This window comes from Microbacterium sp. A93 (genome assembly GCF_051842835.1).
Genome location: NZ_JBPXMT010000003.1, coordinates 599,013 through 625,257 on the forward strand (window position 1 = coordinate 599,013; position 26,245 = coordinate 625,257).

A 26,245-nucleotide genomic window follows, 5' to 3' on the forward strand; every position below is an offset into this window, starting at 1 on the left:
GGTATGCCGGTACGGGTCCGTGGTCAAAGACCCGGCCGCCTTTCGTCCACGCGTGTCGCCCGACTCAGGATTGGCTGGGCCCGCCGTCGGCGAAGTCCTCAGGGTCCACGGTGTCCAGGAATTCCCGGAAACGGTTGAGTTCCGCGTCCCGTTCGGCCGTCCCGGCGACCCCGGTGACGGCCTCGTCGACGCCATCCTCGCCGTCCTCGTCCGGATCCTGGGCCTGCTCCGGATCGAGCCCGGCGGCCTCCAAGACCTCGGGGGCGCACAGCACGGGGGCCTCGGCCCGCAGGGCACAGGCAATGGCGTCCGACGCGCGGGCATCCACCCGCGCTCCATTGCCCAGCACCAGTTCGGCATGGAAGACGGCTTCCTCCACCGCGCTGATACGCGCCGCCTCCACCGTGGTGCCGGCCGCCGCGACGATCTCCACGAGCAGGTCGTGTGTCATGGGCCGCGGCGGGGTGATGCCCTGTTGCCACAGGGCGATGGCACTGGCCTCAGGGGCGCCGATCCAGATGGGCACCAACGTCCCCGTCCCCGGGTCCTGGAGCAGCACCAACGGCTGATTGCCGGGCAACTCGACGCGCACGCCGAGCACGGTCATCTCGATATCCGGCAGGTTCATCGCCATCGCCGCATCCTCACGCGTCCAGTTCGGCCACGGCCGCCGCCACGAGCGCGCTGTGCAGGCCGAGGCAGGCCTCACTGATCTCCCGGGCGGCTTCGGCGCGGCGCGCACTGGCCACTGAGTCCCGGCGCGTGGCCAGTGGGGCCGTGGCCTGTTCGATCAACCCCATCTCGCGGTCCGCCGCCGCACGGAAGGGCCGGAGGTGACGTGGCTCCAGGCCGTGGTCCGCCAGGATGACGGCGGACCGGGCGGCCTTGAGGCTGTGTTCCGAATAGCGTCCGTTCTCGTCGGCCGAGACCATGCCGTACTGCTCCAGGGAATCCAACAGCTTGGATCCGGCACCGGAGATCCCCTGCAGCTCAGCACGCGTGAGGGGCCGCGTATGGCCGGCGAGCTCCTGAGCCAGCTGGTCGGACACCGAACGCGGCGTCAGGGTGAGTCCGCCCGGCAATGACTCGGGATGCTCGCCCCGGTCCACCGCATCCAGATAGTCCTTGATGACCTTCAGGGGCAGGTACTGGTCCCGTTGCAGGGCCAGGATGAAGCGCAGCCGGTCCACGTGGGCGTCGGTGTACTTCCGGTAGCCGGCGGCCGTCCGGCGAGGGGTGATCAGCCCCTTCTCCTCGAGGAAACGGATCTTGGAGGCACTGACCTGGGGAAAGTGGTCCTTCAGCTCGGCCAGCACCTCGCCGATGTTCATGACGGCACGCTGTCCGCCGTGGGTGGCGGCCGATGCGGCGGATAGGGAGCGGCGGGAAGCTGCTGCGGTCACGAGTGTCCTCGGCCTTCTGTTCGGTAGCGGTCGTCGTCGGTTCGGGAGGGTCAGCTGGACCCCGCCGGAACGGATCAGACGGCGGGGCGCTGGGTGCCGGCGTAGAACGTCAGCCGGAACTTGCCGATCTGCACTTCCATCCCAGAGCGCAGCGCCACCGAGTCGACCCGGTCATGGTTGACGTAGGTACCGTTCAGGGAGCCTGAGTCCGCCACCACGAAGCCCTCACCGGAGCGGCGGAACTCCGCGTGCTTCCGGGAGACCGTCACATCATCGAGGAAGATGTCCGCATTGGGGTGACGGCCGGCCGAGGTGGCGTCCTGGTCCAGGAGGAACCGAGCCCCCTGATTCGGGCCCGCATGGGCCACCAGCAGGGCGGAGCCCACGGGCAGGGCGTTGATGGCGGCTCGGTCCTCTGCATCCAGTGAGCGGTCAGACGACGTTCCGAGATCGGGCAGGCCGATGCTGGTGGTTTGCGCCTCCGGTTCGGTCCCCGCGTTCCGGCCGTCCGGTGCTGGGGTCCGGTCCTGTGACATAGCTCCTCCGAGGATGTGTACGACCGGTCGTGTCAGACCCGACGGCCGTGGTGTTTTCGTGACCTGACTAGCCTACCTGCTGGCGGTAGCCGTCCGCATCGAGCAGTCCGTCCACCTGCGAAGCGTCGGTGACCGTCACCTCCATCAGCCAGCCCTCACCGTACGGATCCGTGTTGACTTGGGCCGGGTCGGCCTCCAGGCCTTCATTGCGGGCCTTGACGGTACCGCTCACCGGCGCGTAGAGGTCACTGACGGACTTGGTGGACTCGATCTCACCGACCGTGGACCCGGCGGCGATCTCCGCGCCGAGCTCGGGGAGGTCCACGTAGACCACATCCCCCAGGGCGTCCTGGGCGAAGTCGGTGATGCCGATCCGCACGACGCCGTCGGCGTCCGGTCCGGACACCCACTCATGCTCGGCGCTGTAGCGAAGTCCTTCGGGGATGTTGCTCATGGTTCCTCCAGATCACAGATGAATGGTCCGGCCCCAGTCAGGCCTCGCGGTACACCGTTGAGACTACTGGCGGGCGCCGCACAGTGCCAAGGTCCGCTCACACCCCCTGCGCGACGACGGCCAGCACCTCCACGAGCCGGCGGCGGTCCCCCGGTGGCACCGGTTCCAGGATGCGCTGCTGGACGCGTTCGACCCCGCCGGCGACGGAGTCCACGAGGGTCCGGCCGGCCTCGGTCAACGAGACCAGCAGCGCGCGGCGATCTCCGGGCTCCGGCCGCCGTTCAGTCCAGCCGCGCTCCTCGAGCCGGCGCAGGACCTCTGAGGCGCTGGAGCGGTCCAGCGCCGCACGCTCGGCCACGACGGACTGGTGTGATGGTCCTGCGGTGGCGAGCACGTGGAGCACGGCGAACTGGGGCCCGGTGAGGCGGGCGCCGAGTTCCTCCGCCCAAAGTGCCGTGTGGCGCTGCTGGGCCAGCCGGATCAGGTGCCCGGGCCGGCGGTCGGGAGCTGCGGTCACTGATCGAGGCACTGCGGGGTCGGCGGCGGGGTCGGCGGCGGGGTCGGCGGCGGGGTCGGCGGCGGGGTCGGCGGCGGGGTCGGCGGCGGGGTCGGCGGCGGGGTCGGCAGCGGGGGCCAGCTGCACCAGCGCGTCGCTGAGCCACTGGCGCACCTCTGCCGGCACGGGGGCCAGGATCCGCTCCTGGACGGCCAGCACCGCCGGAGCCAGCCCGCGCAGTGCCACCTCGGACGGCACCGGCAGACCGATGACCCGGCGGCGGGCGTCCCGTGGATCACGCTCCCGACGCAACCACCCCTGCCGCTCGAGGCGGCGGATCACACCGGCGACCGTGGACCGGTCCAGCCCGGCCGCCCGGCCGACGGAGTGCTGGTCCGGCAGACCGCCACCCGCCGCCTGCGCGGCGGCCACGGAGTGCACCACGGAGTACTGCGGTGATGTCAGGATGCCCCCGACCTCCTCGGCCCACACGGCGTTGTGCAGCTGCTGACACCGCCGCAGCACGTGCCCAACCAGCACGGGTTCATCCCCTCCCGCCATGATGTCTTCCCTCCCCTAGGTACACCGTACGCAGATCATCATACTGTGGTCCTGATCACTGGTGTGATGTAGGATATTCGCAGATTAACTCAGTACACGGATGATTTACCGTCCATCGCATCAAGGAGCCCCATGCAATACCACCTGAACGGCTACCGCTACGGCGATCCCACCGTCCACGAGGCCGCGGCCGGTCGCGAGGGCGCGCAGGGACCCCTGCCCGAGTCCGTGGATGTCCTCATCGTCGGCACCGGCCCGGCCGGGACCGTCCTGGCCGCCCAGCTGGCCGAGTTCCCGGAGATCAACACACGGGTGGTGGAGCGCCGCCAGGGCCCGCTTCCGGTGGGCCAGGCCGACGGCGTGTCCTGCCGGACGGTGGAGATGTTCGATGCCTTCGGCCTGGCACCGACCCTGCTGAACGAGGCCTACTGGGTCAACGAGACCACGTTCTGGTCCCCGGCTCCGGAGACGAGCGACGGGATCATCCGTTCCGGCCAGATCCAGGATGTGGCGGACGGGCTGAGTGAATACCCCCACGTGATCGTCAACCAGGCCCGCATGCAGGAGATGCTGCTTCAGAAGGCCGCCCAGTCCGCCTCGCGGCTGGAGGTCGACTACGGATTCAAGGCACTCGGTATCGAGATCCCCGAGGACCCGGACGCCCTGATCACCGTCACCCTCGAGGAGACGGACGAAGAGGGCAAGGGCACCGGCGCCACCCGGACGGTCAAAGCCCGCTACGTGGTGGGCTGCGACGGTGCCCGATCGGTGATCCGCACCTCGATCGGCCGTTCGCTGCACGGCGATGCCCAGAACCACGCCTGGGGCGTCATGGACATCCTGCCGGTGACGGATTTCCCGGATGTCCGCAAGAAGGCCGTCATGCAGTCCGCCTCCGGATCCCTCCTGCAGATCCCCCGTGAGGGCGGCAACCTCGTCCGCTACTACGTGGACCTGGGCGACCTCCCCGAGGGGGACCGCAGCGTGCGCGAGCGCACCACCTTCGAGGACATCCTCACGGCTGCCCAGAAGGCCCTGCACCCCTATTCCCTCGACGCCCGCGATGTGGCCTGGTGGAGCGTCTACGAGGTCGGGCAGCGCGTCACCGACGGCTTCGACGACGTCACCGCCGCACAGACCGGCAGCCTCGACCCCCGGGTCTTCATCGCCGGGGATGCGTGCCACACGCACTCGGCGAAGGCCGGCCAGGGGATGAACGTGTCCATGCAGGACACCTACAACCTCGGCTGGAAGCTGGCCGCCGTGCTGCAGGGCCGTTCCCCGAACTCGCTGTTGGCCACCTACTCGGGCGAGCGGCAGAAGATCGCCGAGGAGCTCATCGAGTTCGACAAGCGGTGGTCCAAGATGATCGGCTCCAAGGCCTCGGACGTCACCGCCCATGACGTGGAGTCCCACTTCGTGGCGGGCGGCCGGTTCACGGCAGGCCTGTCCACCGTGTACGAGTCCTCGCTGCTGACCGGGGGCACGGAGCACCAGGGCCTGGCCACCGGCTTCGAGGTCGGCGCCCGCTTCCACTCGGCCCCGGTGATCCGGGTGGCGGATGCCAAGCCCGAACAGCTGGGGCACGTGCATGAGGCCGACGGCCGCTGGCGCCTCTACGCCTTCGGGGACGCGGCGGATGCCGGGGACCAGGGCTCGGACCTCCGCGCGCTGCTGACGTTCCTGGATGAGTCCCCCGACTCTCCGGTCCGGCGGTTCACCCCGCTCGGTGCCGCTGATGACGCCGTGTTCGATGTCCGGGCGATCCTCCAGCAGGACCACCACGAGGTGGACCTCAACGCGATCCCCCAGTTCCTGTTCCCGATCAAGGGCACGCTCGGACTGCGCGACTACGAGAAGGTGTTCTCCGCGGAGAAGACCAACGGCCGTCTCCTCGGCTCGGTGCCCGGCCTCGAGGCCACCCAGGACATCTACGACCTGCGTGGCATCGACCGCGAGCGCGGCGCCCTGGTGGTGGTTCGCCCGGACCAGTATGTGGCCCGGGTGATGCCGCTGCAGTCACGGGCCGAGCTGACGGAGTACTTCGCCGCCTTCATGCTCGACCAGCAGTAGGAACCACTCGATAGTGCGGGGCCGGTCCGGTCACGGGCCGGCCCCGCCTCATCCCTGCATCCCGAGCACGTACGCAGCCTGGCCCACATGCTGCAGTGCATCGGCGTAGACGCTGATCAGGCGCACCCCACGGGTGACCGGCGGATCCCAGTGGCGGTCGATGACCTCGTCCAGATCTGCCGCAGCCACGCCGGCCAGGTAATCGGCAGACTCCTCGGTCACCGCCCGGAGGTAGCCGCGCAGCAACTCCTGATCCCGCACCACCACGGCGCGAGCCTGTTGCTCCGAATGACCGTAGCCGTGGCCCGGATCCGGCAGCCCGAGGGCGAACCTGGTCTCCCACCCCTGGGCGCTCCAGACCTCCTGTCGGCCGGCGGCCTGGGCCACCTGGGCATCCATCTGCCGGCCCGTGTGCCAGAGCAGCCAGGCGATCGAGTTGGGGTGACCGCCGGGATGGGCGTTGAGGTTCTCCGGACCGATGCGGTCCCAGACCATCTCCACGGCATCCAGCGGACGATGGGCCAAGTCTTTCAGCAGTTCCACAGAGTCCATGGCACTCAGTGTGTCAGGGCGGACCTGCGGACGTCAGGTATCCGATCCGGGTGAATCCGGGGGCGACAACTGGTGTGCTTTCCCAGGCCCGTGGGTAGCGTGTGCCCATGAGCATCGATCTACCCTCAGCTGACGATTTCGCCGAGCTCACGCAACACCGACACGCCTCGAGCGTGAGCGTGTATGTTGCGTCCTCTGGATCAGACGGAAACCACTCCCCGATCGGCCGCCAACCTGAGTCCGCCCAGATCGCCCTGCGAACGGCTGCCGTGGACGCGCTGTCCGGCGGCGCCGCGGCTGATCTGCCGGCGGCCGACCGGGAACGCGTCCTCGGGCTGGTCGACGGCCTCGTGGAGGACCGGGACTTCTGGTCCACCCAGGCCCGCTCCCTGGCGGTGTTCGTCTCCCCGGAAGGCCTGCGGGCCTTCCGGCTGATGAACCGGCTGCGGACCCATTCCAGTCTCGGAGACCGCTTCGACACCGGGCCGTTGATCCGTGCCACGACCTTCGCCCACAGCGGCTTCGTGCTCGCACTGACCAAGGGCTCCGTCCGGTTGCTCTCGCTCGAGTCCGACGCCTCCAGCCATGAGGTCGAGTTGACGGGGCTGCCGGAGGACCTGGGCCTGGAATTGGAGACCTCGGACAACGAGGGCCGCATGGACCGCCAGCGTGCCGATGGGAACCAGCGCCCCAAGGCCCAGCGCCGGGACTACTGTTCGACGGTCCAGGAAGCGGTGCTCCGGCAGATCAACGGGTCCAACCACCCCCTCGTGCTGGCCGCCAGTCCCGACCTGGAACCGGCCTATCGGGAGGTCAACACCTACCGTCGACTCGTCGAGGAGGGCATCCCGGCGAATCCCGCCTCGCTGGGGCGGGACGAGCTCGCCCGGCGGGGGCGCGAGGTGCTGGACCGTAATTACGCCGCCCAGCTGGCCGAATGGCGGGAGCGGTTCGGCACCCTCCGGGCCCACGGTCGGGCCAGCGCCAAGCTCCGGGACATCGCCAAGGCGGCGACGGCCGGACAGGTGGAGGTGCTGCTGTTCGACCTGACTGCCGAACGGGAGGGGACCATCGACGAGTACGGCAACGTCACCCCGGCGGACGAGCCCAGCGCGCGCACCTACGGCCTCGCTGACGAGGTGGCCGCCAGGGTGTTGCGCTCCGGCGGGACCGTCAAGGCCGTTCGGGGTGCCGATCTGCCCGACGGCGCGAAGATCGCCGCGACCTTCCGCTCAGCCGTCTGAGCCGGGCCGGCCTCACGTCAGGTCGGCACCCGCGGCGGGGTAGGTCAGATGATCCCGCGCATCGCCCGGTGCACGGGCTTGGAGATCACCAGCATGATCAGGCCGATCGCGATGGTCACTGCGCCGAGGATCCCGAAGTAGGATCCCTCGGTCTCCTCCGAGTAGAACCCGGCCAGAGAACCGGACAGGGCGGTGCCCAGTGCCACGGAGAGGTTGTAGAGGGCCACCATCAGCACCGGGTAGTTCACCGGGGCCACCTTGGTGGACAGGGACAGCCCCACCGGGGAGACGAGCAGCTCGCCCAGGGTGGCCACCAGCAGGATCATCGCGATCCACAGCACCGGCACGGCCGCCGTGGAGACCATCGGCAGGAAGAGCAGGAAGGCCGAGCCCATCAGGGCGATGCCGAGGCCGAACTTGACGGGCGTGTTGGGCTGGCGCCTGCCCAGCTTGGTCCACAGGACCGCGAAGAGCGGGGCCAGGAGGATGATGAACACGGGGTTGAAGGACTGCACCCACGGGATTGGCATCTCCCAGCCGAAGAGGTCGCGGTCCAGCCGGTTGTCGGAGTACAGGGTGACCACCGTGAACTGCTGCTGGAACAGGGCGAAGAAGGCCGCCGAGCCGATGAACAGCGGGATGAAGGCCACCACGCGGGATCTCTCGTCCCCGGTCACCTTGGACGAGGTCAGCAGGAACGCGAAGATCACGATGGCTGCCACGGCCGCCAGGATGGCCACGAACCCGGCCAGGTTGCCGGGGTTGACCACGCCGGTGGCCAGCAGCACGCCGACCGCCACCAGCGCGGCGACGGCGATGAGGATCCACCGGGGGTATGCGCTCCGCGGCAGGGGGTCCGGGACGGCGTGAACGTCCTCGGGCAGATCCTTGCGGCGCATCCAGTACTGGAGCAGGCCGATGGCCATGCCTACGGCCGCCAGCCCGAAGCCGAGGTGGAAGCCCCAGCTGGCCTGGACCCAACCGGTCAGGAGGGGGCCGACGAGCCCGCCGATGTTGATTCCCATGTAGAAGATGGAGAATCCGGCGTCCCGGCGCGGATCCTCCTTGGTGTAGAGGTGACCCACCAGGTTGGCCACGTTGGCCTTGAGGCCACCGGAGCCGACGGCCACGAGCAGCAGGCCCAGCACCAGCCCGGGGATGCCCGGTACCAGGGCCAGCGAGATATGGCCGGCCATGATGAGGATGGCGCTGTAGAACATGGCGCGTTCTGAGCCGGTGATCCGGTCCGCCACCCACCCGCCGAGGATGCAGAACACGTAGACCATGCCGCCGTAGGCGCCCACGATCCCGGCGGCGACACCCTCATCGATCCCCAGGCCGCCCTCGGCGGTCTGGAAGTACATGTAGATGAGCAGGATGCCCTGCATGCCGTAGAACGAGAACCGCTCCCACATCTCCACGTTGAAGAGGGTGGACAGGGGGCCTGGCTGCCCGAAGAAGGTGCGCCCCGAGGGGTTGCGCTCCTCTGCGGTCAGTTCGTGGGTGCTGGACTCGACCACAGGGGAGAGCCCGGGCTCGCCCGCGCCGCCCCGACCGTGCGGCTCGTGGGAAGGTGGATTTTTCACCCACTTACTCTGCGCTTCTTCGGCCGTCAAGGCAAATCCCACCGCACGGAGGGCCCAGCGAGCGGCGGGCTCAGGACCGCCGGACGCGGACCACCACGTCCTGCAGAGTCAGGTCCCGGTCGCCGCGCTGGATCGACCGCTCGTTCTCGTAGGCGGCCTCCACGCTCCAGGCGGGCCCGGCGAACAGCCCGGTGATGCCCTCCAGGCTGGCCGTAGCCCCCTCGGGGTGGCCACCCCCGGATCCTCCGCCGTGACTGCCGTGGCCGGCAGGCCCCCCGTGGCCGCTATGGCCACTATGACCGCCATGCCGGTGTCCCACGATCAGCAGGGTGCCGGCCGGGGCGACCAGGCCGCCGAGATGCTCGTAGAAGTCGAGCTGTCCGGAGTCTGGATGCGCGTAGTGGGTCGCCACCAGGTCCCACGTCCGGCCTGATCCCCATCGGGTCAGATCGGCCTCCACCCATTCCACCCGGTCATCCAGTCCGGCGGCGTGGGCCCGGCGGGCCGCCTGGGCCAGCGCGGTGGCGGAGAGATCCGCACCGGTGACCTGCCAGCCCCGGTCGGCCAGCCACAGCGCCTCGGTGCCCACTCCACAACCGGCGTCCAACGCGGTCCCCGGGGCCAGCGACCCGGCCTCGGCCGGAAGGTAGGGACTCACGGGAAGGTCCTGGCCGGCGTCGTCCTCGCCCGTACCTCCGGCCGCCCAGTGGCTCTCCCAATAGGCATGGTCGAAGTCGTGCGTGCCGGCCGGCTCGTGGTGCGTGTTCACAGCGATGCCCTTCGTGGAGTCTGATACCCTCCTAGCGTCCCGCCGATCCTCCCGTTATGCAAACTGCTGTGCCGAATGGCAAACTGGTGTCATGAACGAGACACCGGACGAGACCCTGGACGCCGTAGGCCCCCGTCTGAAACGGCTGCGGCTGCGCCGGGACATCACCCTGACCGAGCTCGCCGCCGAGACCGGGGTCTCCGCGAGCACCCTGTCCCGGCTGGAGGCCGGGTTGCGCCGCCCCACCCTGGAGCAGCTCCTGCCGCTGGCCCGGTATCACGGAGTGACGCTCGACTCCCTGGTGGACGCCCCGCGCACCGCAGACCCCCGGGTGGACCTGCGGCCCCTGGACGCGGGCGACGGCTCGGTGGTCATCCCGCTGACCCGGCGTCCCGGCGGGATCCAGGCCTACAAGTTCGTCCGGCCGACCGGCAACGACGACGTCCTCCCGGAGCCACGCACGCATGAAGGCCACGACTGGGTCTATGTCCTCAACGGGACGCTGCGCCTGGTCCTCGGGGACCAGGACCTCCGACTGACCGCTGGGGAGGCCGCCGAGTTCGACACCCGCACCCCGCACTGGTTCGGAGCCACCAGCGCCGGCCCCGTGGAATACCTCAGCCTCATCGGCCGGCAGGGCGAGCGGGCCCACATCCGGGCCATCGCCTCCCCGGAGGTGTAGCTTCGAGGCCATGACCCTGCCGTTCTTCACCGTCGGGCACTCCACCCGCAGCCTCGAGGAGTTCATCCAGCTGCTCCAGGCAGCCGAGGTCGGCGTGGTGGTGGATGTGCGCCGCCTGCCCGGGTCCCGCCGGTATCCGCACTTCGACCAGGATCCCCTCACGGCCTCGCTGGCCGGGGTCGAGATCGGCTACGAGCATCTGGTGGCCCTCACCGGGCGGCGCCCCCGGAACCACGACGTGGACGCGGAGGTCAATGGGTTCTGGGAGAACCGCAGCTTCCACAACTACGCCGATCACGCCCTCACCGAGGAGTTCGCCGAGGGATTGGCGCGGCTGCGCGGCTGGGGCACGGAGCGGAGGGCGGCGATCATGTGCTCGGAGGCCGTGTGGTGGCGCTGTCACCGGCGGATCATCGCCGACCACCTGCTCGCCCGGGGCGAGCAGGTGCGGCATCTGATGGAGGTCGGTTCCATGCCGCCCGCCCAGCTCACCTCGGGAGCGGTGGTGGATCCCGACGACGGCCAGGTCACCTACCTGTCGACCCCCACCGGAACCTGAGCGCGGGCCACGATCAGGCCGGTCCCTCCATGGCAGGGGCTACTCGGGGGCAGGGGCTACCCGGGCTGCTGTGCCCAGAGGTCCGGACCGAACACCTCGTAGTGGATGTTGTCGCTGTCCACACCCTGCTCCATCAACGAGCGCCGCGCGATCTGCATGAACGGCAGCGGTCCGCACATGAACACCGTTGCCTCGCCGGGCAGCTCCACATCGGAGAGGTCCATGAAACCCGCCCGGGCCGGGTAGAGGGTCGGAGCGGTCTCGGCACCCTCCTCGTACCAGTTCTGGGCGCGGGCATCCGGCATCGCGAGCACCTGGCGCCGCAGGCCGTCATAGAGGGCGTGGTGCGCGTGCGAGCGGTCTGCATGGAAGAGCCGTACGGTCCGTCCCGGCTGCCGCCGCGAGAGATCCTCCATGATCGCCGCGACCGGGGTGATGCCGATGCCGGCCGAGACCAGCACCAGGGGTGTCTCGGAATCGTCCAACACCACGTCCCCGGCTGGCTGGGACACGTCCAGGACGGTGCCGGGCTGGGCGTGCTCGTGCAGCCATCCTGACACCTGGCCGTCGGGCGCTCCCCGCAGGCCGTGGACCCGTTTGATGGTCACGCGCAGCGAGTCCCCCCGAGGTCCCGAGGAGATCGTGTACTGCCGCGGCTGGCGCAACCCCTCGGGAAGGTCCACGGCGATGGCCACGTACTGACCGGTGTGGTGGGACGGCACCGATCCCTCGACCGGGGACAGCAGCAGCGAGAAGACCTCGTCGGATTCCTCAAAACGTTCGACCACGCGGTAGGGCCGCCACGGCTGTTGCGGATCGGTCCCCGCCTGCGCGTACAGGCGACCCTCCTCCGCGATCAGTGCGGTGCCGAACAGCCAGTAGACCTCGTCCCAGGCAGCGGCGACCTCGGCAGTGACGGCCTCCCCCAGGACCTTCTTCACCGCGCCCAGCAGATAGCGTCCCACGATCGTGTACTCGGAGGCCTGGATGCCCAGGGAGACGTGCTTGTGGGCGATGCGCCGCATCACGGGTGTGAAGTCCGGCGACTCGGGATCCACCAGGTGCACGGCGAAGGCCACGACCGAGGCCGCCAGCGCCTTGGGTTGTTCACCGATCTCCTGATTGGCCCGGTTGAACACGTTCAGCAACCCGGGGTGCGCCTCGAACATGTCCGCGTAGAAGACCGTCGTGATCTCCTCGGCGTGCTCGGCCACCACGCCGGCGGTCTGGGCCACGATCACTGCGTAATCGGGTGAGAGCTTCATGATGGACCTCGTTGTCGATCGAAACCTGATGTGAGTCCCCTGATGGTCCCCCATCCGGCGACACCCGACCAGCGTCCATGGCCGCGGCACGAAAAAAGCCCGGGCCCCTTGTCGGGGCCCGGGCTTTCAGCGGCTTCTACACCGTGCATCGGTCGGGCTAGCGGGATTTGAACCCACGACCTCTTCACCCCCAGTGAAGCGCGCTACCAAGCTGCGCCATAGCCCGTGAAACCGGTCCGCACCGGACCAATCCACCAGATCACTGTACAGCATCGCGGGGGTCAGGACGGACGCCTGCTGGGAGGAGGCGTCCACCCTCGACCGCGCCTGTACCACCGCTCAGTCGAGCCTGACCACCATCTTCCCCGTATTGCCGCCGCGCATCATGTCCAGGAACGCCTCCACGGTGTTCTCGAACCCCTCGGTGACGGTCTCCTCGTAGGTGACCTGCCCCGTCGACAACCAGCCGCTCATCCGCTCCCGGAACTCTTCGGCCACCTCCGGGTGATCGGCGACCACCTCGTGGACGATGAATCCCTGCATCCGCAGCCTGCGGGTGACCACGTTGCCCATGTTGTCCGGCCCGGCCGGCGGCCGGGTGGCGTTGTAACCGGAGATCGCCCCGCACAGTGCCAACCGGCCGAAGTCGTTCATGACCTCCAACGCGGCCTCCAGGTGGTCTCCGCCCACGTTGTCGTAGAACACGTCCACGCCGCCGCTGCCCACGGCGCGCACCAACTGTTCGCGGATCGGCGCCTCCCGGTAGTCCAGCGCCACGTCATAGCCGTACCGGTCCCTCAGCACCCGGGTCTTCTCCGCAGACCCGGCGGAACCGATCAGCTGGGCGACACCCAGCTGCCGGGCGATCTGCCCGACGGCGGTGCCCACCGCACCGGCGGCACCGGAGACGAACAGAGCATCACCCTCACGCAGCCGGGCGACCCGGGTCAGCCCCACATAGGCGGTCAGTCCCGGCATGCCGAGGATGCCCAGGTACAGCGAGAGCGGCAGCCCGTCCAGTGCGGGCACGGCCCGGAACGTCGAGGCCTCAGCCTGGACCCGGTCCATCCACCCGTGCTGGTGCAGGACCGCGGTGCCCTCGGGCAGGGACTCGGCAGCGGACTCCACCACCCGGCCGACGGCACCCCCGGTGATCGCCTCCCCCAGCGCATAGGGTTGCACGTAGCTGCGGGCCGCACGCATCCGGCCGCGCATGTACGGGTCCACCGAGATGAACTCGTTGGACACGCGCACCTGGCCGGGACGCAGTGGGCCGTGGTCTACCCGTTCGACGGAGAAGTCCTCCGGCACCGGCCACCCCTGTGGGCGCGAGGCCAGACGGATCTCGGTACTGGTGAACTCGGACATGTGCACTCCTTCGCGGCTGGTCGTCCTCTGCGGCCGACCCTACGCCACGCCCTGTGGCCCCGGTGGTCAGCGGCGCGAGCGCTTCTCCCGTACGCGCATCCCGAGCTCGATGGGCGATCCCTCGAAGCCGAAGGTCTCCCGCAGCCGGCGGATGATGAACCGCCGGTACCCGGGGTCGAGGAACCCGGTGGTGAACAGCACGAAGCGCGGCGGCTGCGTGGACGGCTGGGTCGCGAACAGGATGCGGGGCTGCTTGCCGCCACGCACCGGGTGCGGGTGGGCCGAGACGAGCTCACCGAGGAAGGCGTTGAGCCGGCCCGTGGGGATCCGGGTGTCCCAGGAGGCCAGGGACTTGTCCAGGGCGGGCACCAGGCGGTCCTTGTGCCACCCCGTCTTGGCCGAGAGGTTGACGCGCGGCGCCCACTCCACGTGGGCCAGGTCCCGCTCGATCTCCCGCTCCAGGTAGGTGCGGCGGTCCTCATCCATCAGGTCCCACTTGTTGAACGCCAGCACCAGGGCACGGCCTGAGTCCAGCACCAGCTGGAGGATCCGCACGTCCTGCTCGGAGACCACCTCGGAGGATTCCAGCAGCACCACGGCCACCTCGGCCTTGTCCAGGGCGGACTGGGTCCGCAAGGAGGCGTAGTAGTCGGAGCCGTGCGCCATGTGCTGACGGCGGCGGATACCGGCAGTGTCCACGAAGCGCCACATGCGTCCGCCGAGCTCTACGAGCTCGTCCACCGGGTCACGGGTGGTGCCGGCCGTGTCATCCACGACCACACGGTCGGAGCCGGCCAGCTGGTTCAGCAGGGAGGACTTGCCCACGTTCGGCCGGCCCAGCAGTGCCACCCGGCGCGGGCCGCCGCGTGGGATGAGGCCTCCGTACTTGGTGACCTCCGGCAGGACGTCCATGGCGGCGTCGAGCAGGTCACCGGTGCCCCGTCCGTGGACGGCGGAGACGGGGAACGGCTGACCCAGCCCCAGCCCCCACAGGGTGGCGGCGTCGGCCTCCTGCGAGATGTCATCCACCTTGTTGGCCACGAGCAGCACGGGGCGGCCCTTGCGGCGCAGCAGCTTGACCACTGCTTCGTCCGTGGACGTGGCGCCCACCGTGGCGTCCACCACGAACAGCACGGCGTCGGCCACATCCACGGCGAGTTCGGCCTGCTCGGCCACCCGCTGGTGGAGGCCCTTGGCGTCATGCTCCCAGCCGCCGGTGTCCACCACGGTGAAGACCTTGCCGCCCCATTCGGCCTCGTAGCTGACGCGGTCCCGGGTCACCCCGGGAACGTCCTCCACCACGGCCTCACGGCGGCCGATGATGCGGTTGACCAGGGTGGACTTGCCCACATTCGGGCGGCCGACCACGGCCAGGACCGGTGGCGGAGACTGGTCCTGCGGTTCGACCAGGTCCTGGTCCCAGCCACCCAGCAGGGCGGCGTCCTCGTCGTCGAGCTCGTAGTCCTCCAGCCCGGCGAGCAGGGCCTCGGCCCGCTGTTGGGCCTCCTCGTCCGAGATGGCGGCGAGCCGCTCATCGATCTGGTCGTCTCCTGAGGGGACGTATTCGGTGCCCTCCTCAGACGTGGATGCTCCGGTGTCGCGTCCTGCACGGTCCTCGGTGCTCATGCGCGGTCCCCTTCCGGGTGGTTTGGATGAATAGCGGTCTGTTGGCGGTCCACCTCGGCCAGCATGGCCTCGACGGTCGCCGGGAAGTCGAGTTCGGTGGAGTCCACGAGGCCGACCCCGTCGGCCGGTGTCATGAAGTCCACCACGGTGGAGTCCTTGGCGTCCCGCCCGGAGACCTGTTCGGCCAGGGCGGCGGCCTGTACGGTGCCGCCCAGCTGGGCGGAGCGGCGGGCCGTGCGGGCCTCGGCGGAGGCCGTCAGCAGGATCCGGGCGTCGGCGTCCGGGGCCACCACGGTGGTGATGTCCCGGCCCTCGGCCACGATCCGACGGTGCGCCTCGATCTCTGCGCGCTGGCGGGCCACGAGCAGCTCGCGCACCGCCCGGTTGGTGGCCACCACGGAGACGACGGCGGAGATCCCGGGCTCGCGGATGGCCTCGGTGATGTCCCGCGTGCCGACCACCACACGTTCGAGGTCGGGGTCCACGGAGAGGGCCAGGTCGATGTCCTGCACGGCGGCCACCACCGCCTCCGGATCGTCCAGGACACCCTGGTGCCGGCAGTGCCAGGCCACGGCCCGGTACATGGCACCGGTGTCCAGGTAGACGGCGCCGAGCCGGCGGGCGATCTCACGGGAGACAGAGGACTTCCCGGACCCGGACGGCCCGTCCACGGCGATCACCAGTCGTGCGTCCCGGTCCTGATGCGTCGCCTGCGGTGTCTGCTGTGGTGTCGCCTGCGGTGTCGAGTTGCCGGCCATTCAGACCACCTTCCATCCCTGCGCGCTCAGCGCATCCGTCAGTTCCTGTTTGCGTCCCGGCAGCACGGAGATCTCCAGCATGCCGACCTCGTAGCCGGCGGAGTGGTCCATGCGCAGGTCCTCCACGTTGACCCCGGCTCGACCCACGTCCTGCAGGACGGCGGAGATCTGACCGGGGGTGTCGTCCACGATCACGGTGACCACCGCGAAGGCCTGCGGGGGGGCGCCGTGCTTGCCCGGGATCCGGGCATGGCCGGCGTTGCCCTCGGCCATCAGCTGGGCGATGTCCAGGCGGGCGCCGGGGGCGGAGGGATCCTCCATGGTGGAGATCAGCCGGTCCAGGTCCTGGCGCACCCCGTACAGGATCTGCAGGATGTCCGGGGCGTTGGCCGCCAGGATCTGGACCCACAACTGGGGGTCGGAGGCGGCGATCCGGGTGGTGTCCCGCAGCCCGTTGCCGGACAGCGCCAGGGACGCGGCCGGGGTCTCCTGCAGGCGCGAGGAGACCAGCGAGGCAGCGATCTGCGGCAGGTGGGAGATCAGGGCCACGGAGGCGTCATGGTCCGCGGCGCCCATCCGGTGCACGGTGGCACCGAGGGTACGGGCCATCTCCTCGGCGGCAGCCACCGCCTCCGGGGCGGTGTCCTCCCCCGCGCACACCACCCAGGGGGCGGCGGTGAACAGCTGACCCCGTGCGGCCACCGGGCCGGAACGTTCCCGCCCGGCCATGGGGTGGGTGCCCACGTACTGTGCGGCCTGCCCCTGGCTCAGCGTCCCGTCCACGACGCCGGCCCGCACCTGACGCTGGATCTCGCCCTTCACGGAGGCGATGTCCAGCACCACGGCCCCGGGGAACCTCAGCAGCGAGTCGATGACGACCTGGCCGGTCACGTCCGGGGGTGAGGCCACCACGACGGTGCCGGGCACCGTGCCGCCCGTGTCACCCGGTGTGCCGGCGGCGCCGGGCGCGCCGGTGAGATCACCGCGGTAGGGACGGCCGGCCCCGATGTCCTCGGCCACGGCCTGGGCCGAGGGTGAGGGGTCAGCCAGGTACACCTCCGCGCCGGCGGCGCGCAGGCCGAGGCCGATGGAGGTGCCGAGCAGACCCGTGCCGCGGATCAGGACGGGCTCCGGTAGACCTCGAGGGGCCATCACCGGCGCATCAGAGCCCCACCGCTGACATGATGTGGCCCATCTCCTGGTGGCTGAGCTGGCGGATGGTGCCCTGCTTCTGGTCGCCCAATCCGAGGGGGCCGAACTTCACACGCACCAGTCGCTCCACCGGGTAGCCGACCTCCTTGAACATGCGGCGCACGATCCGGTTCCGGCCGGAGTGCAGGACCACCTCGACCAGCACATGGCCCGGGGTCGAGTCCACCAGTTTGAAGGAATCGACCTGGGCGAAGCCGTCCTCGAGCTGCATGCCCTCCTTGAGCTGCGCACCCACGCCCTTGGCCATGGGTCCGGGGACCTGGACCAGGTAGGTCTTGGGAATCTCGAAACTCGGGTGGGTCAGCCGGTTGGCGAGTTCGCCGTCATTGGTCAACAGCAACAGGCCCTCGGTCTCGCTGTCCAGGCGTCCCACGTGGAAGAGGCGGGCGGAGTCGTACTTGCCCTTCTTCAGGTAGTCCGAGATGCAGGTGCGCCCCTCCGGGTCGTCCATGGTCGAGACCACGCCGCGCGGCTTGTTGAAGGCGTAGTACCGCAGGGTGGTGTCCAGCTGCAGCCGGATGCCGTCCACGTGGATGACGACCTGTTCCGGATCGACCCTCACACCGGTCTCGGTGACGACCTTGCCGTCCACCTCCACGCGGCCTTCGGCGATGAGGTCCTCGCACACGCGGCGGGAGGCCACGCCGGCCGAGGCCATGACCTTCTGCAGACGTACGCCCTCGGGGTCGTGGACTGAGGAGAAGTTCTGTTCGCGCTTGGCGCGGTTGGGACGCTGGGGGGTCCGAGCCGCACCGAGGTTGCGGTCGTAGCCCTCCTTGGCGTCGGAGCGGAAGGGACCGCCCTTCTGGCCGGGACGAGGTGTCCCGTACTGGCGGGCAGGCTTCTGGCCGCCCTTGCCCTGTGGCTTGTTTCCCTGCGGCTTGCGTCCTGCCGGCTTCCTGCCCTGCGGATTGCGATCGCTCATACAACATCAACCTTCCAGCGCCTCACGGCATGTGTCGGGGGTAAAGGGTGCTGGCCGGCGCCCTCCGGGTCTGGAGGAGGGCCTGACCGGGACGTCAGCAACAGTCCATCATATCCGATGTGTCAAGGCGAGGATTCCCCGCAGCCCCGGTTCCTGCTAGGCCTCACAGTCCGCTGGCGCGGAAGGCCTCGTCCGTGCTGGCCAGGTCCCCCAGTTCGGACAGCCCCGGCAGGTGGGCGGAGAGTTTGGGCAGCTCCTGGAGGCTGCCGAGGCCCAGGGTCTGCAGCAGGTAACCGGTGGTCTCGTACAGCACGGCCCCGGTCTGGGGGTCCGTGCCGGCCTCCGCCGCGAGTCCCCTGCTGACCAGCGTGCGCATGACAGAGTCCGAGTTCACGCCGCGGATGCCCGCCACCCGGGACCGGGTCACTGGCTGCAGATAGGCCACCACGGCCAGGGTCTCCAGGGCCGCCTGGGTCAACCGTGCCGTCTGGCCCTCCATGACGAACCGCTCCACCACGTCGGCGTGGGCCGGCCGGGAGTAGATGCGCCACCCACCCGCCAACTCGCGCAGCTCGAAACCCCGGCGCGGGGCGCCGGCCAGGCCGTCAAAGTCCCGGGCCAGGGCCGAGAGCTCTGCGGCCACGGCGCCGTGGTCTGCGCCGGTCGCCTCGGCCAGTTGCGCCACGGTCACCGGCTCGTCCACCACCATCAGTACGGCCTCCAGCTGCTCGCGCAGCGGTTCCATGGTGCCCGGCAGCTGCTCCCGTCCCTCGCTCATACCCCGTCCTCCGCGTCGTTGCGGTGTCCCGCCCGGTGTTCGTCCACGTCCTCATCCCACTCGGCTCCAGAATCCGGCAGCTGGTCCGGGGCCGTCGGATCCCAGCGGACCACCAGCTCCCCCAACGGGACCTGTTGGTCAAAGGTGACCGCCCGATCCCGGAACATCTCCAACAGCGCCAGGAAACGGGCCACGACCACCGAGGTGGAGCCGGCGTCGGACACCAATTCCCGGAAGGTGAGATGGCCTGCCCGGCGCAGCCTCGCAGCCAGCAGGCCGCTCTGCTCCCGGACCGAGACGGGCGGGGCGTGCAGGTGGGCCAGACCGATCTGCTCCGGCTGCCGCGGGGGCCGGGCCAGCACGTCCTCGGCCAACGCGCCGAACTGCTCGGGACTCAGCGTCCACACCAGTTCCGGCAGCACCGAGGCGAACCGGGGATCCAGGGTGGTCTGACGCGGGAAGCGGCGGGCCTCGGCCTGCATCCTCTGGCTCATGAGCGCGGAGATGTCCCGGAAGGCCTTGTACTGGAGCAGGCGGGCGAAGAGCAGGTCACGTGCCTCGAGCAGGGCCACGTCCTCCTCGGCGTCGGTGGTCCCGGCCGGCAGCAGGCGGGCCGTCTTGAGATCGAGCAGGGTGGCCGCCACCACCAGGAAGGCGCTGGAGGCCTCCAAGGCGTCGAGGTCATGACCGTCCCCCGCGCCCTCCTGGTCTTTCAGGCCCGTGACGTAGGCGATGAACTCATCCGTGACATCGGCCAGGGCCACCTCGGTGATGTCCATCTGCCGGCGGGCGATCAGGGACAGCAGCAGGTCGAAGGGGCCGGCGAAGTTCTTCAGCGAGACGGTGAAGCCGGAGGGGACGCCCTCCTGCCCGTCCAGGACAACACCCAGGTCCGCGTCCGACACACCCTTCGGAGCCCGACCGACCGCCGGGGCTGGCGCCCCGGCGCCTGGGGTCACGGCGCTCCGCCGCGCCAGATCAGCTCGCGGGCCAGCGTGCGGTAGGCCTTGGCACCCTCGTGGTTCTGGGCGAACGTCGTCATGGGCTCGGCCGCCACGGTGGCGTCGGCGAACTTGATGGAACGCTTGATCACGGTCTCGAAGACGCGGTCCCCGAAGGCCTCCACGAGGCGTCCGACGACCTCCTTGGAGTGCAGGGTGCGGGCGTCGAACATGGTGGCCAGGACACCGTCGATCTGCAGGTCGGGGTTGATCCGGTCCTGGATCTTCTCGATGGTCTCCACCAGCAGGGCCACCGCGCGCAGGGCGAAGAACTCCGCGGTCAGGGGGATGATCACCCCGTGCGAAGCCGTCAGCGCATTGACCGTGAGCAGGCCCAGAGAGGGCTGGCAGTCCACCAGGATGACGTCATAGTCGTCCCGCACCTGCCGCAGTGAGCGTTCCAGGACCTGTTCGCGGGCCACCTCGTTGACGAGCTGCACCTCGGCGGCGGAGAGGTCGATGTTCGCCGGCAGCAGGTCGATGTTCTCGAACTCGGTGGCCACGATGGCGTCCCGGGCCGTCACGGGCCGCTCCATCAACACGTTGTAGACGGTGGTGTCCAGCTCATGGGGGCTCACCCCGAGCCCGGCGGACAGGGCCCCCTGGGGATCGAAGTCCACCATGAGCACCTTGCGTCCATAACTGGCCAGCGCCGCCCCGAGGTTGATGGTGGAGGTGGTCTTGCCCACCCCGCCCTTCTGGTTGACCATCGAGATCACCCGGGCGGGACCGTGGGTCTGCAACTGCACCGGCTCCGGGAAATCATGCTTGGGCCGTCCCGTGGGTCCGATGACCGGGTCTCCGGTGATCATGAGGACTGGCGTGGGCTTTTCCTGGTTCACGATGCTGCCGTCTCCTGCCGTTGGTCCATGTGTCCGCCGTACCGTGAGCTCACCCACGCTGAACAACGCAAGCTGCTGCGGCATGGATACACCCTAGTCCGGATCGGTGGCTGCGTAGAAAATTCCCCGCCGCCCACGGCGAGCCTTGACGTTCAACCGCAGGCTGAAGGTGTAGGGCGGATTCCCGCTACTGCTGTGACCGCAGCACCGGCCCCAGGGCGTCCAACACGGAGCGGTCCTCGATGGTGGAGGGGACCGTGTGCTGAAGGCCGTCCGCCATCTGCCGCATGGTCTTGCGCAGGATCTTGCCGGAACGGGTCTTCGGCAGCGCCTCGACCACGGCCACCTGTTTGAAGTCCGCCACGGCACCCACCGTGGATCGCACGGTGGCACGCAACTCGGCCAGCAGTTCCTCCATCCCCTGCTCACCCTCCACCACCACCCCGGATTTCAGCACCACGTAGCCGGCCGCCCGCTGCCCCTTGAGGGGATCGGCCAGGCCGATCACGGCACACTCGGCCACCGCCGGATGGGTCGCGAGCGCCTGTTCCAGCGCCCCGGTGGACAGCCGGTGCCCGGCCACGTTGATCACGTCGTCCGTACGGCCCATCACGAACAGGTAGCCGTCCTCGTCGATCAACCCGGAGTCGCCGGTGGCGTAGTACCCCTCGAAGGCACTGAGGTAGGAGTCGATGTAGCGCTGGTCGTCCCCCCACAGGGTGGTCAGGGTCCCCGGCGGCAGGGGGAGCCTCAGGGCGATGTTGCCCTCGGTCCCCGCCTCCACGGGCTGGCCGGCTCCGTCCAGGATCTGCACCGCGTAGCCCGGTGACGGGGTCGTGCAGGAGCCGGTCTTGACCGGCAGGGCGGCCAGTCCCACGGGATTGGCGCCGATCGGCCATCCGGTCTCGGTCTGCCACCAGTTGTCCACCACGGGCACCCCCAACAGGTCCCCGATCCATCCCTGGGTCTCCGGGTCGAGCCGCTCCCCCGCCGCGAACAACGTCTTCAGGGCGGACAGGTCGTGCTCGCGCACCAGTGCACCCTCCGGGTCCATCTTCCGGATGGCGCGCAGTGCGGTGGGGGCCGTGAACAACGAGCGCACCCCGTGCTGGGCGGCCACCCTCCAGAAGGCGCCGGCGTCCGGCGTGCCCACGGGTTTGCCCTCGTACAGCACGGTGGTGGCCCCCACGAGCAGCGGCGCATAGACGATGTAGGAGTGCCCCACCACCCAGCCGACGTCCGAGGCGGTGAACATCGTCTGGCCGGGGCCGACGTCGTAGATGTTGGCCATGGTCCAGGCCAGTGCGACCGCATGCCCGCCATGGTCCCGGACCACACCTTTGGGGATGCCGGTGGTCCCGGAGGTGTACAGGATGTACAGCGGGTCGGTGGCTGCCACCGGCACCGGATCGGCCGGTTCGGCCTGGGCCACGGCCTCGTCCCAGTCCAGCCATTCCGTCCCACTCCCGGCCCCACTCCCGACGCCGGCGCGCACGTCCAGCAGTGAGGTCTCGAATCCGTCGCGGAGCTTGACCACGATCGCCCGGACGGGGTGTTCGGCCAGGGCGACGGCCTCCGCCACGGCGGGCAGGTACTCGACGCGGCGGCTCGGTTCAATCCCCCCGGAGGAGGTGACGATCACCGTGGGCTTGGCATCGTCGATCCGGACGGCCAGCTCGCGGGCGGCGAACCCGCCGAACACCACCGAGTGCACGGCGCCGATCCGCGCACACGCCAGCATGGCCACATGCGCCTCCGGGGTCATCGGCAGGTAGATCACCACCCGGTCCCCGGGGCCCACCCCCTGGGCCCGCAGCATGCCGGCGAAACGGGCCACCCGATCGGTCAACTCGGCGTAGCTGATGTGCTCCACCGTGCCCAGCACCGCCGAGTCGTAGATGATGGCCGTGCGCGCGCCGTGGCCGGCGGCCACGTGCCGGTCCAGGCAGTTGGCCGCCGTGTTCATCCGGCCGTCCGGGAACCACCGGTAGATCGGGGCACCGGTGTCATCGAGGGCGCGGGTGGGCGCCTCGATCCAGTCGATGGCCGAGGCCGCCTCCAACCAGAACCCCTCCGGGTCCTGCACCGAGCGCCGGTAGACGGCCGCGTAGTCGCCTGCGGCGCCGGCATGACCGGTGGCTCCGCCGGAGGTGCTGTTCGCCGGGGTGGTGAACGGGGTGGACGTGGTGGACGGCAAGGGGTGCTCAGGCATGTGTCCAACCTAATGAGCGACGCCACCCCGCGTCTACCCCAATCGCCGACTGTGTATACGCTCCAGCGTCCACATTGCGCCAGAAGGCAAATTTATACGAGCAGTTGGCGTGGATCCGCCCACATTCTCCGATCTGTGTATACACTGATCCTGTGAGAGCCAGTGAACGTGCCTACCGGACACTGCGTCAGGACATCATCGATGGACACCTGCCGCCGGGGTCCGTGCTGGGCGAAGTCGAGCAGTCCGAACGCCTCGGACTGTCCAGGACCCCCCTGCGCGAGGCCATCGGCCGGTTGGTCGCCGAAGGTCTGGCGGCCCCGTCCAGCGGACGCGGCACCGTGGTCACCGAGGTGTCCCTGGCTGAAGCCGACGCCCTCTTCGACCTGCGCACGGTGCTGGAGGTGCTGGCCGCGCGTCGGGCCGCCGAGCATGCGGACCCCCAGGTCTTCTCGGACCTGGCTGCCCGGTTCGACTCCGCGGTGGAGCCGCTGCGCGGTGGTCAGGACCCTGCGGACTACTACCGGCTGACCGCCGAACTCGACGCCGCCGTGGACGCCGCCTGTGCCAACGCCTATCTGGCCCAGCACCTGAAGTCGGTCCGGGTCCACCTGGACCGGCTGCGCCGCTTCTCCCGCAACGACCCGGTGCGGCTCTCCACCTCGGCCACGGAGCACAGTGCCATTGCCCGGGCCCTGGCCCAGCGCAACCCCGAACTGGCCACGGCCACCACCACGCTGCACCTGCACCACGCCCTGGACCACCTGCAGTCCCATCAGGTCCCGGAGCAGACAACAGACCAGACAGACCAGAAATCAGACCCGAGTACCCACCCTTTGGAGAGGACCCCATGATCAACCACGACGTCCGCGTCTACCGTTCCGAGGAAAACCTGCCCCGCCAGGACCAGCTGGCCTGGAAGATGGCCGAGGTGGCCACCGACCCGGTGGCCGTCGAGCCGGCTGTCGAGGAGATGATCATCAACCGGATCATCGACAACGCCTCGGTGGCCCTGGCCTCCCTGAACCGCGGCCCCATCATCTCGGCCCGTGCCCAGGCCCTCACCCACGGCCCCACCCCGGGCGGCCAGGGGTCCGGCGTCTTCGGCGTCGCCGAGAAGGTCTCCCCCGAGTGGGCGGCCTGGGCCAACGGTGTGGCCGTGCGCGAGCTCGACTACCACGACACCTTCCTGGCGGCCGAGTACTCGCACCCCGGTGACAACATCCCGGCCATCCTGGCCGTGGCCCAGCACCGCGGCTCCACCGGTGCGGACCTGATCCGCGGCATCGCAACCGGCTACGAACTGCAGGTGGACCTGGTCAAGGCCATCTCCCTGCACGCCCACAAGATCGACCACGTGGCCCACCTGGGCCCCTCGGCGGCGGCCGGCATCGGCACCCTGCTGGGTCTGGACACCGAGACCATCTTCCAGGCCATCGGCCAGGGGCTGCACACGACGACGGCCACCCGGCAGTCCCGGAAGGGCGAGATCTCCACGTGGAAGGCCCACGCCCCCGCCTTCGCCGCCAAGATGGCGGTCGAGGCCGCGGACCGCGCGATGCGCGGCCAGACCTCCCCCGTGCCGATCTACGAGGGTGAGGACGGCGTCATCGCCTGGCTGCTGGACGGACCGGACGCCCGCTACTCCGTGCCGCTGCCGGCCCAGGGCGAGGCCAAACGCGCCATCCTGGACACCTACACCAAGGAGCACTCCGCGGAGTACCAGGCGCAGGCCCTGATCGACCTGGCTCGCAAGCTGAACCGCGAGCACCCCGAGCTGCGGGATGTGGACAGCATCGAGTCGATCGTCATCCACACCTCACACCACACCCACTACGTGATCGGATCCGGCGCCAACGACCCGCAGAAGTACGATCCGACGGCCTCCCGGGAGACCCTGGACCACTCGATCCCCTACATCTTCACGGTCGCCCTGCAGGACGGCGCCTGGCACCACGTGGACTCCTACGCCCCGGAGCGCGCCGGCCGCCCGGACACGGTGAAGCTGTGGCAGAAGGTCACCACGCAGGAGGACCCGGAGTGGACGCGCCGCTACCACTCCTTGGACATCGCGGAGAAGGCCTTCGGCGGCCGCGTGGTCATCAACACCCGTGACGGCGGGCAGATCGTGGATGAGATCGCCGTGGCGGACGCCCACCCGCTGGGTGCCCGTCCGTTCGGCCGGGACCAGTACATCCACAAGTTCTGCACGCTGGCCGAGGGCGTGGTCTCCGGCGAGGAGATGGAGCGCTTCCTGGATGCCGCCCGTCGCACCGCGTCCCTGGGCGCCGGCGAGTTGGACCAGCTGAACCTGATCGCCAAGCCCGGCGTCATCAACCTGGCCGATTCCCCGGCGGGACTGTTCTGATGTTGTACTCGACGCTGACCGCGGCCGAGAAGCGGGTGCAGCTGCGCGGACTCCTGCAGCCGGGTGCCGCCGTCCAGTTCCCGGGGGCCTACACCCCGATCTCAGCGAAGCTCGTGGCGGAGCAGGGCTTCAAGGGCCTGTACATCTCCGGCGCGGTGCTGGCCAATGAACTGGCCCTGCCGGACATCGGGCTCACCACGCTGACCGAGGTGGCGCAGCGGGCCGGCCAGATCGCCCGGGTCACGGACCTGCCGGCGATCGTGGACGCCGACACCGGGTTCGGTGAGTCCATGAACGTGGCCCGCACCATCCAGGAGCTTGAGGAGGCCGGCCTGGCCGGCTGCCACCTCGAGGACCAGGTCAATCCCAAGAGGTGCGGCCACCTGGACAACAAGTCCGTGGTGGACCTGGCCACGGCCACCCAGCGGGTGGCGGCGGCCGCGAGCGCCCGCCGGGATGAGAACTTCCTGATCATGGCGCGCACCGACATCCGTGGGGTGGAGGGTGCCGGAGGCCTGCGGGCCGCCGTGGACCGCGCCAAGGCCCTCGTGGACGCCGGGGCGGATGCCATCTTCCCGGAGGCCATGAAGGACCTGTCCGAGTTCGAGGCGGTCTGCGCCGCCGTGGACGTGCCCGTGCTGGCGAACATGACCGAGTTCGGCAAGTCCGAACTGTTCACCCGGGACCAGCTGGCGGCCACCGGCGTGGCGCTGGTGATCTACCCGGTCACCCTGTTGCGCTCGGCCCTGGGTGCCATGGAACGGACCCTGTCCACGATCCGCGCCGAGGGTACCCAGCAGGGTGCCGTCAATGAGATGCTGACCAGGGCACGCCTCTATGAGCTCGTGGACTACGAGGGCTACAACGGCTTCGATTCCTCCGTGTTCAACTTTCCCGTCCCGGGGTTGGAAGCCCCGTCCGGTGGCGTAGGCCGCTGAAGGCCTGCTGCCGGAGAAGACCCCCGTCCCGAAAGGA

At 69.6% G+C, this 26,245-nt stretch carries 25 protein-coding genes and 1 tRNA gene; 7 read left to right on the forward strand and 19 right to left on the reverse strand.

The annotated features are described in order from the left end of the window. Window positions 1-64: 64 nt before the first annotated feature. The 5 genes from ACSU1G_RS10730 to ACSU1G_RS10750 form a co-directional block, all read right to left on the reverse strand. Window positions 65-628: a bifunctional nuclease family protein gene (locus ACSU1G_RS10730; RefSeq protein ID WP_439279968.1), complete on the reverse strand. Its 564-nt coding sequence runs from the start codon at window positions 626-628 to the stop codon at window positions 65-67. Window positions 629-644: 16 nt separating this feature from the next. Next, the gene (gene ftsR / locus ACSU1G_RS10735) at window positions 645-1,331 is read right to left on the reverse strand and encodes a transcriptional regulator FtsR (protein WP_439279969.1); all 687 of its coding nucleotides are present in this window, start codon (window positions 1,329-1,331) and stop codon (window positions 645-647) included. A gap of 146 nt (window positions 1,332-1,477) precedes the next feature. Next, window positions 1,478-1,939 (reverse strand): FHA domain-containing protein, encoded by a 462-nt coding sequence (locus ACSU1G_RS10740; RefSeq protein WP_439279902.1) that lies wholly within the window; start codon window positions 1,937-1,939, stop codon window positions 1,478-1,480. A gap of 67 nt (window positions 1,940-2,006) precedes the next feature. Then, window positions 2,007-2,393: a glycine cleavage system protein GcvH gene (gene gcvH, locus ACSU1G_RS10745; protein ID WP_439279903.1), complete on the reverse strand. Its 387-nt coding sequence runs from the start codon at window positions 2,391-2,393 to the stop codon at window positions 2,007-2,009. Window positions 2,394-2,490: 97 nt separating this feature from the next. Then, window positions 2,491-3,450 carry a MarR family winged helix-turn-helix transcriptional regulator gene (locus tag ACSU1G_RS10750; protein WP_439279904.1) on the reverse strand — a complete coding sequence of 320 codons (960 nt, stop codon included), beginning with the start codon at window positions 3,448-3,450 and terminating at the stop codon, window positions 2,491-2,493. A gap of 132 nt (window positions 3,451-3,582) precedes the next feature. Between ACSU1G_RS10750 and ACSU1G_RS10755 the strand changes: the two genes are divergently transcribed. Beyond that, window positions 3,583-5,523, forward strand: coding sequence for an FAD-dependent monooxygenase (locus ACSU1G_RS10755; RefSeq protein WP_439279905.1), 1,941 nt, complete (start codon window positions 3,583-3,585; stop codon window positions 5,521-5,523). Between the two features lie 48 nt (window positions 5,524-5,571). Here the strand turns inward: ACSU1G_RS10755 and ACSU1G_RS10760 are convergent, their stop codons facing one another. Next, window positions 5,572-6,075, reverse strand: coding sequence for a mycothiol transferase (locus tag ACSU1G_RS10760; protein ID WP_439279906.1), 504 nt, complete (start codon window positions 6,073-6,075; stop codon window positions 5,572-5,574). Window positions 6,076-6,182: 107 nt separating this feature from the next. On the opposite strand from ACSU1G_RS10760, the gene ACSU1G_RS10765 reads away from it, so the two are divergent. Then, on the forward strand, window positions 6,183-7,319 hold the full coding sequence (locus ACSU1G_RS10765) for a baeRF11 domain-containing protein (protein ID WP_439279907.1): 1,137 nt from the start codon (window positions 6,183-6,185) through the stop codon (window positions 7,317-7,319). A 44-nt stretch (window positions 7,320-7,363) separates the two neighbouring features. Here the strand turns inward: ACSU1G_RS10765 and ACSU1G_RS10770 are convergent, their stop codons facing one another. Both ACSU1G_RS10770 and ACSU1G_RS10775 read right to left on the reverse strand, forming a co-directional pair. Beyond that, on the reverse strand, window positions 7,364-8,839 hold the full coding sequence (locus tag ACSU1G_RS10770) for a peptide MFS transporter (protein WP_439279970.1): 1,476 nt from the start codon (window positions 8,837-8,839) through the stop codon (window positions 7,364-7,366). A 136-nt stretch (window positions 8,840-8,975) separates the two neighbouring features. Continuing rightward, window positions 8,976-9,674, reverse strand: coding sequence for an SAM-dependent methyltransferase (locus ACSU1G_RS10775; protein WP_439279908.1), 699 nt, complete (start codon window positions 9,672-9,674; stop codon window positions 8,976-8,978). A 91-nt stretch (window positions 9,675-9,765) separates the two neighbouring features. On the opposite strand from ACSU1G_RS10775, the gene ACSU1G_RS10780 reads away from it, so the two are divergent. Both ACSU1G_RS10780 and ACSU1G_RS10785 read left to right on the forward strand, forming a co-directional pair. Then, on the forward strand, window positions 9,766-10,356 hold the full coding sequence (locus tag ACSU1G_RS10780; protein WP_439279909.1) for a helix-turn-helix domain-containing protein: 591 nt from the start codon (window positions 9,766-9,768) through the stop codon (window positions 10,354-10,356). A gap of 10 nt (window positions 10,357-10,366) precedes the next feature. After that, window positions 10,367-10,915 carry a DUF488 domain-containing protein gene (locus ACSU1G_RS10785; RefSeq protein WP_439279910.1) on the forward strand — a complete coding sequence of 183 codons (549 nt, stop codon included), beginning with the start codon at window positions 10,367-10,369 and terminating at the stop codon, window positions 10,913-10,915. Window positions 10,916-10,971: 56 nt separating this feature from the next. Here the strand turns inward: ACSU1G_RS10785 and ACSU1G_RS10790 are convergent, their stop codons facing one another. The 11 genes from ACSU1G_RS10790 to ACSU1G_RS10840 all read right to left on the reverse strand — a co-directional run bounded on the left by ACSU1G_RS10790 (window position 10,972) and on the right by ACSU1G_RS10840 (window position 22,902). Then, window positions 10,972-12,180 (reverse strand): globin domain-containing protein, encoded by a 1,209-nt coding sequence (locus tag ACSU1G_RS10790; protein WP_439279911.1) that lies wholly within the window; start codon window positions 12,178-12,180, stop codon window positions 10,972-10,974. A gap of 152 nt (window positions 12,181-12,332) precedes the next feature. Then, window positions 12,333-12,406: transfer RNA gene (locus tag ACSU1G_RS10795), tRNA-Pro, on the reverse strand. Window positions 12,407-12,519: 113 nt separating this feature from the next. Further along, complete coding sequence (locus ACSU1G_RS10800; RefSeq protein WP_439279912.1) at window positions 12,520-13,548, reverse strand: NADP-dependent oxidoreductase; 1,029 nt, start codon at window positions 13,546-13,548, stop codon at window positions 12,520-12,522. Between the two features lie 66 nt (window positions 13,549-13,614). Next, entirely contained in the window at window positions 13,615-15,174 is a 1,560-nt protein-coding gene (gene der, locus ACSU1G_RS10805; RefSeq protein WP_439279913.1) for a ribosome biogenesis GTPase Der, read from the reverse strand. Then, window positions 15,171-15,932 (reverse strand): (d)CMP kinase, encoded by a 762-nt coding sequence (cmk, locus tag ACSU1G_RS10810; protein ID WP_439279914.1) that lies wholly within the window; start codon window positions 15,930-15,932, stop codon window positions 15,171-15,173. The genes der and cmk overlap by 4 nt, the downstream gene beginning before the upstream one ends. Beyond that, window positions 15,933-17,084 (reverse strand): prephenate dehydrogenase, encoded by a 1,152-nt coding sequence (locus tag ACSU1G_RS10815; RefSeq protein ID WP_439279971.1) that lies wholly within the window; start codon window positions 17,082-17,084, stop codon window positions 15,933-15,935. It lies immediately after the preceding gene. Between the two features lie 10 nt (window positions 17,085-17,094). After that, a complete protein-coding gene (locus ACSU1G_RS10820; protein ID WP_439279915.1) occupies window positions 17,095-18,069 on the reverse strand; it encodes a pseudouridine synthase in 975 nt (324 codons plus the stop codon). Between the two features lie 163 nt (window positions 18,070-18,232). Next, on the reverse strand, window positions 18,233-18,847 hold the full coding sequence (gene scpB / locus ACSU1G_RS10825; RefSeq protein ID WP_439279916.1) for an SMC-Scp complex subunit ScpB: 615 nt from the start codon (window positions 18,845-18,847) through the stop codon (window positions 18,233-18,235). Then, entirely contained in the window at window positions 18,844-19,806 is a 963-nt protein-coding gene (locus tag ACSU1G_RS10830; RefSeq protein WP_439279917.1) for a segregation and condensation protein A, read from the reverse strand. Before ACSU1G_RS10830 ends, scpB begins: the two co-directional genes overlap by 4 nt. Next, the gene (locus ACSU1G_RS10835; RefSeq protein ID WP_439279972.1) at window positions 19,803-20,660 is read right to left on the reverse strand and encodes a ParA family protein; all 858 of its coding nucleotides are present in this window, start codon (window positions 20,658-20,660) and stop codon (window positions 19,803-19,805) included. The genes ACSU1G_RS10830 and ACSU1G_RS10835 overlap by 4 nt, the downstream gene beginning before the upstream one ends. Before the next feature lie 217 nt (window positions 20,661-20,877). Continuing rightward, window positions 20,878-22,902, reverse strand: a complete 2,025-nt coding sequence (locus tag ACSU1G_RS10840) for an AMP-binding protein (RefSeq protein ID WP_439279918.1) — start codon at window positions 22,900-22,902, stop codon at window positions 20,878-20,880. A 152-nt stretch (window positions 22,903-23,054) separates the two neighbouring features. Between ACSU1G_RS10840 and ACSU1G_RS10845 the strand changes: the two genes are divergently transcribed. The 3 genes from ACSU1G_RS10845 to prpB are packed head-to-tail and all read left to right on the forward strand — an operon-like array spanning window position 23,055 to window position 26,208. Beyond that, entirely contained in the window at window positions 23,055-23,756 is a 702-nt protein-coding gene (locus tag ACSU1G_RS10845; RefSeq protein WP_439279919.1) for a GntR family transcriptional regulator, read from the forward strand. Then, window positions 23,753-25,270, forward strand: a complete 1,518-nt coding sequence (locus tag ACSU1G_RS10850) for an MmgE/PrpD family protein (RefSeq protein ID WP_439279920.1) — start codon at window positions 23,753-23,755, stop codon at window positions 25,268-25,270. Before ACSU1G_RS10845 ends, ACSU1G_RS10850 begins: the two co-directional genes overlap by 4 nt. Further along, window positions 25,270-26,208, forward strand: coding sequence for a methylisocitrate lyase (gene prpB / locus ACSU1G_RS10855; protein ID WP_439279921.1), 939 nt, complete (start codon window positions 25,270-25,272; stop codon window positions 26,206-26,208). The genes ACSU1G_RS10850 and prpB overlap by 1 nt, the downstream gene beginning before the upstream one ends. Window positions 26,209-26,245 lie beyond the last annotated feature (37 nt).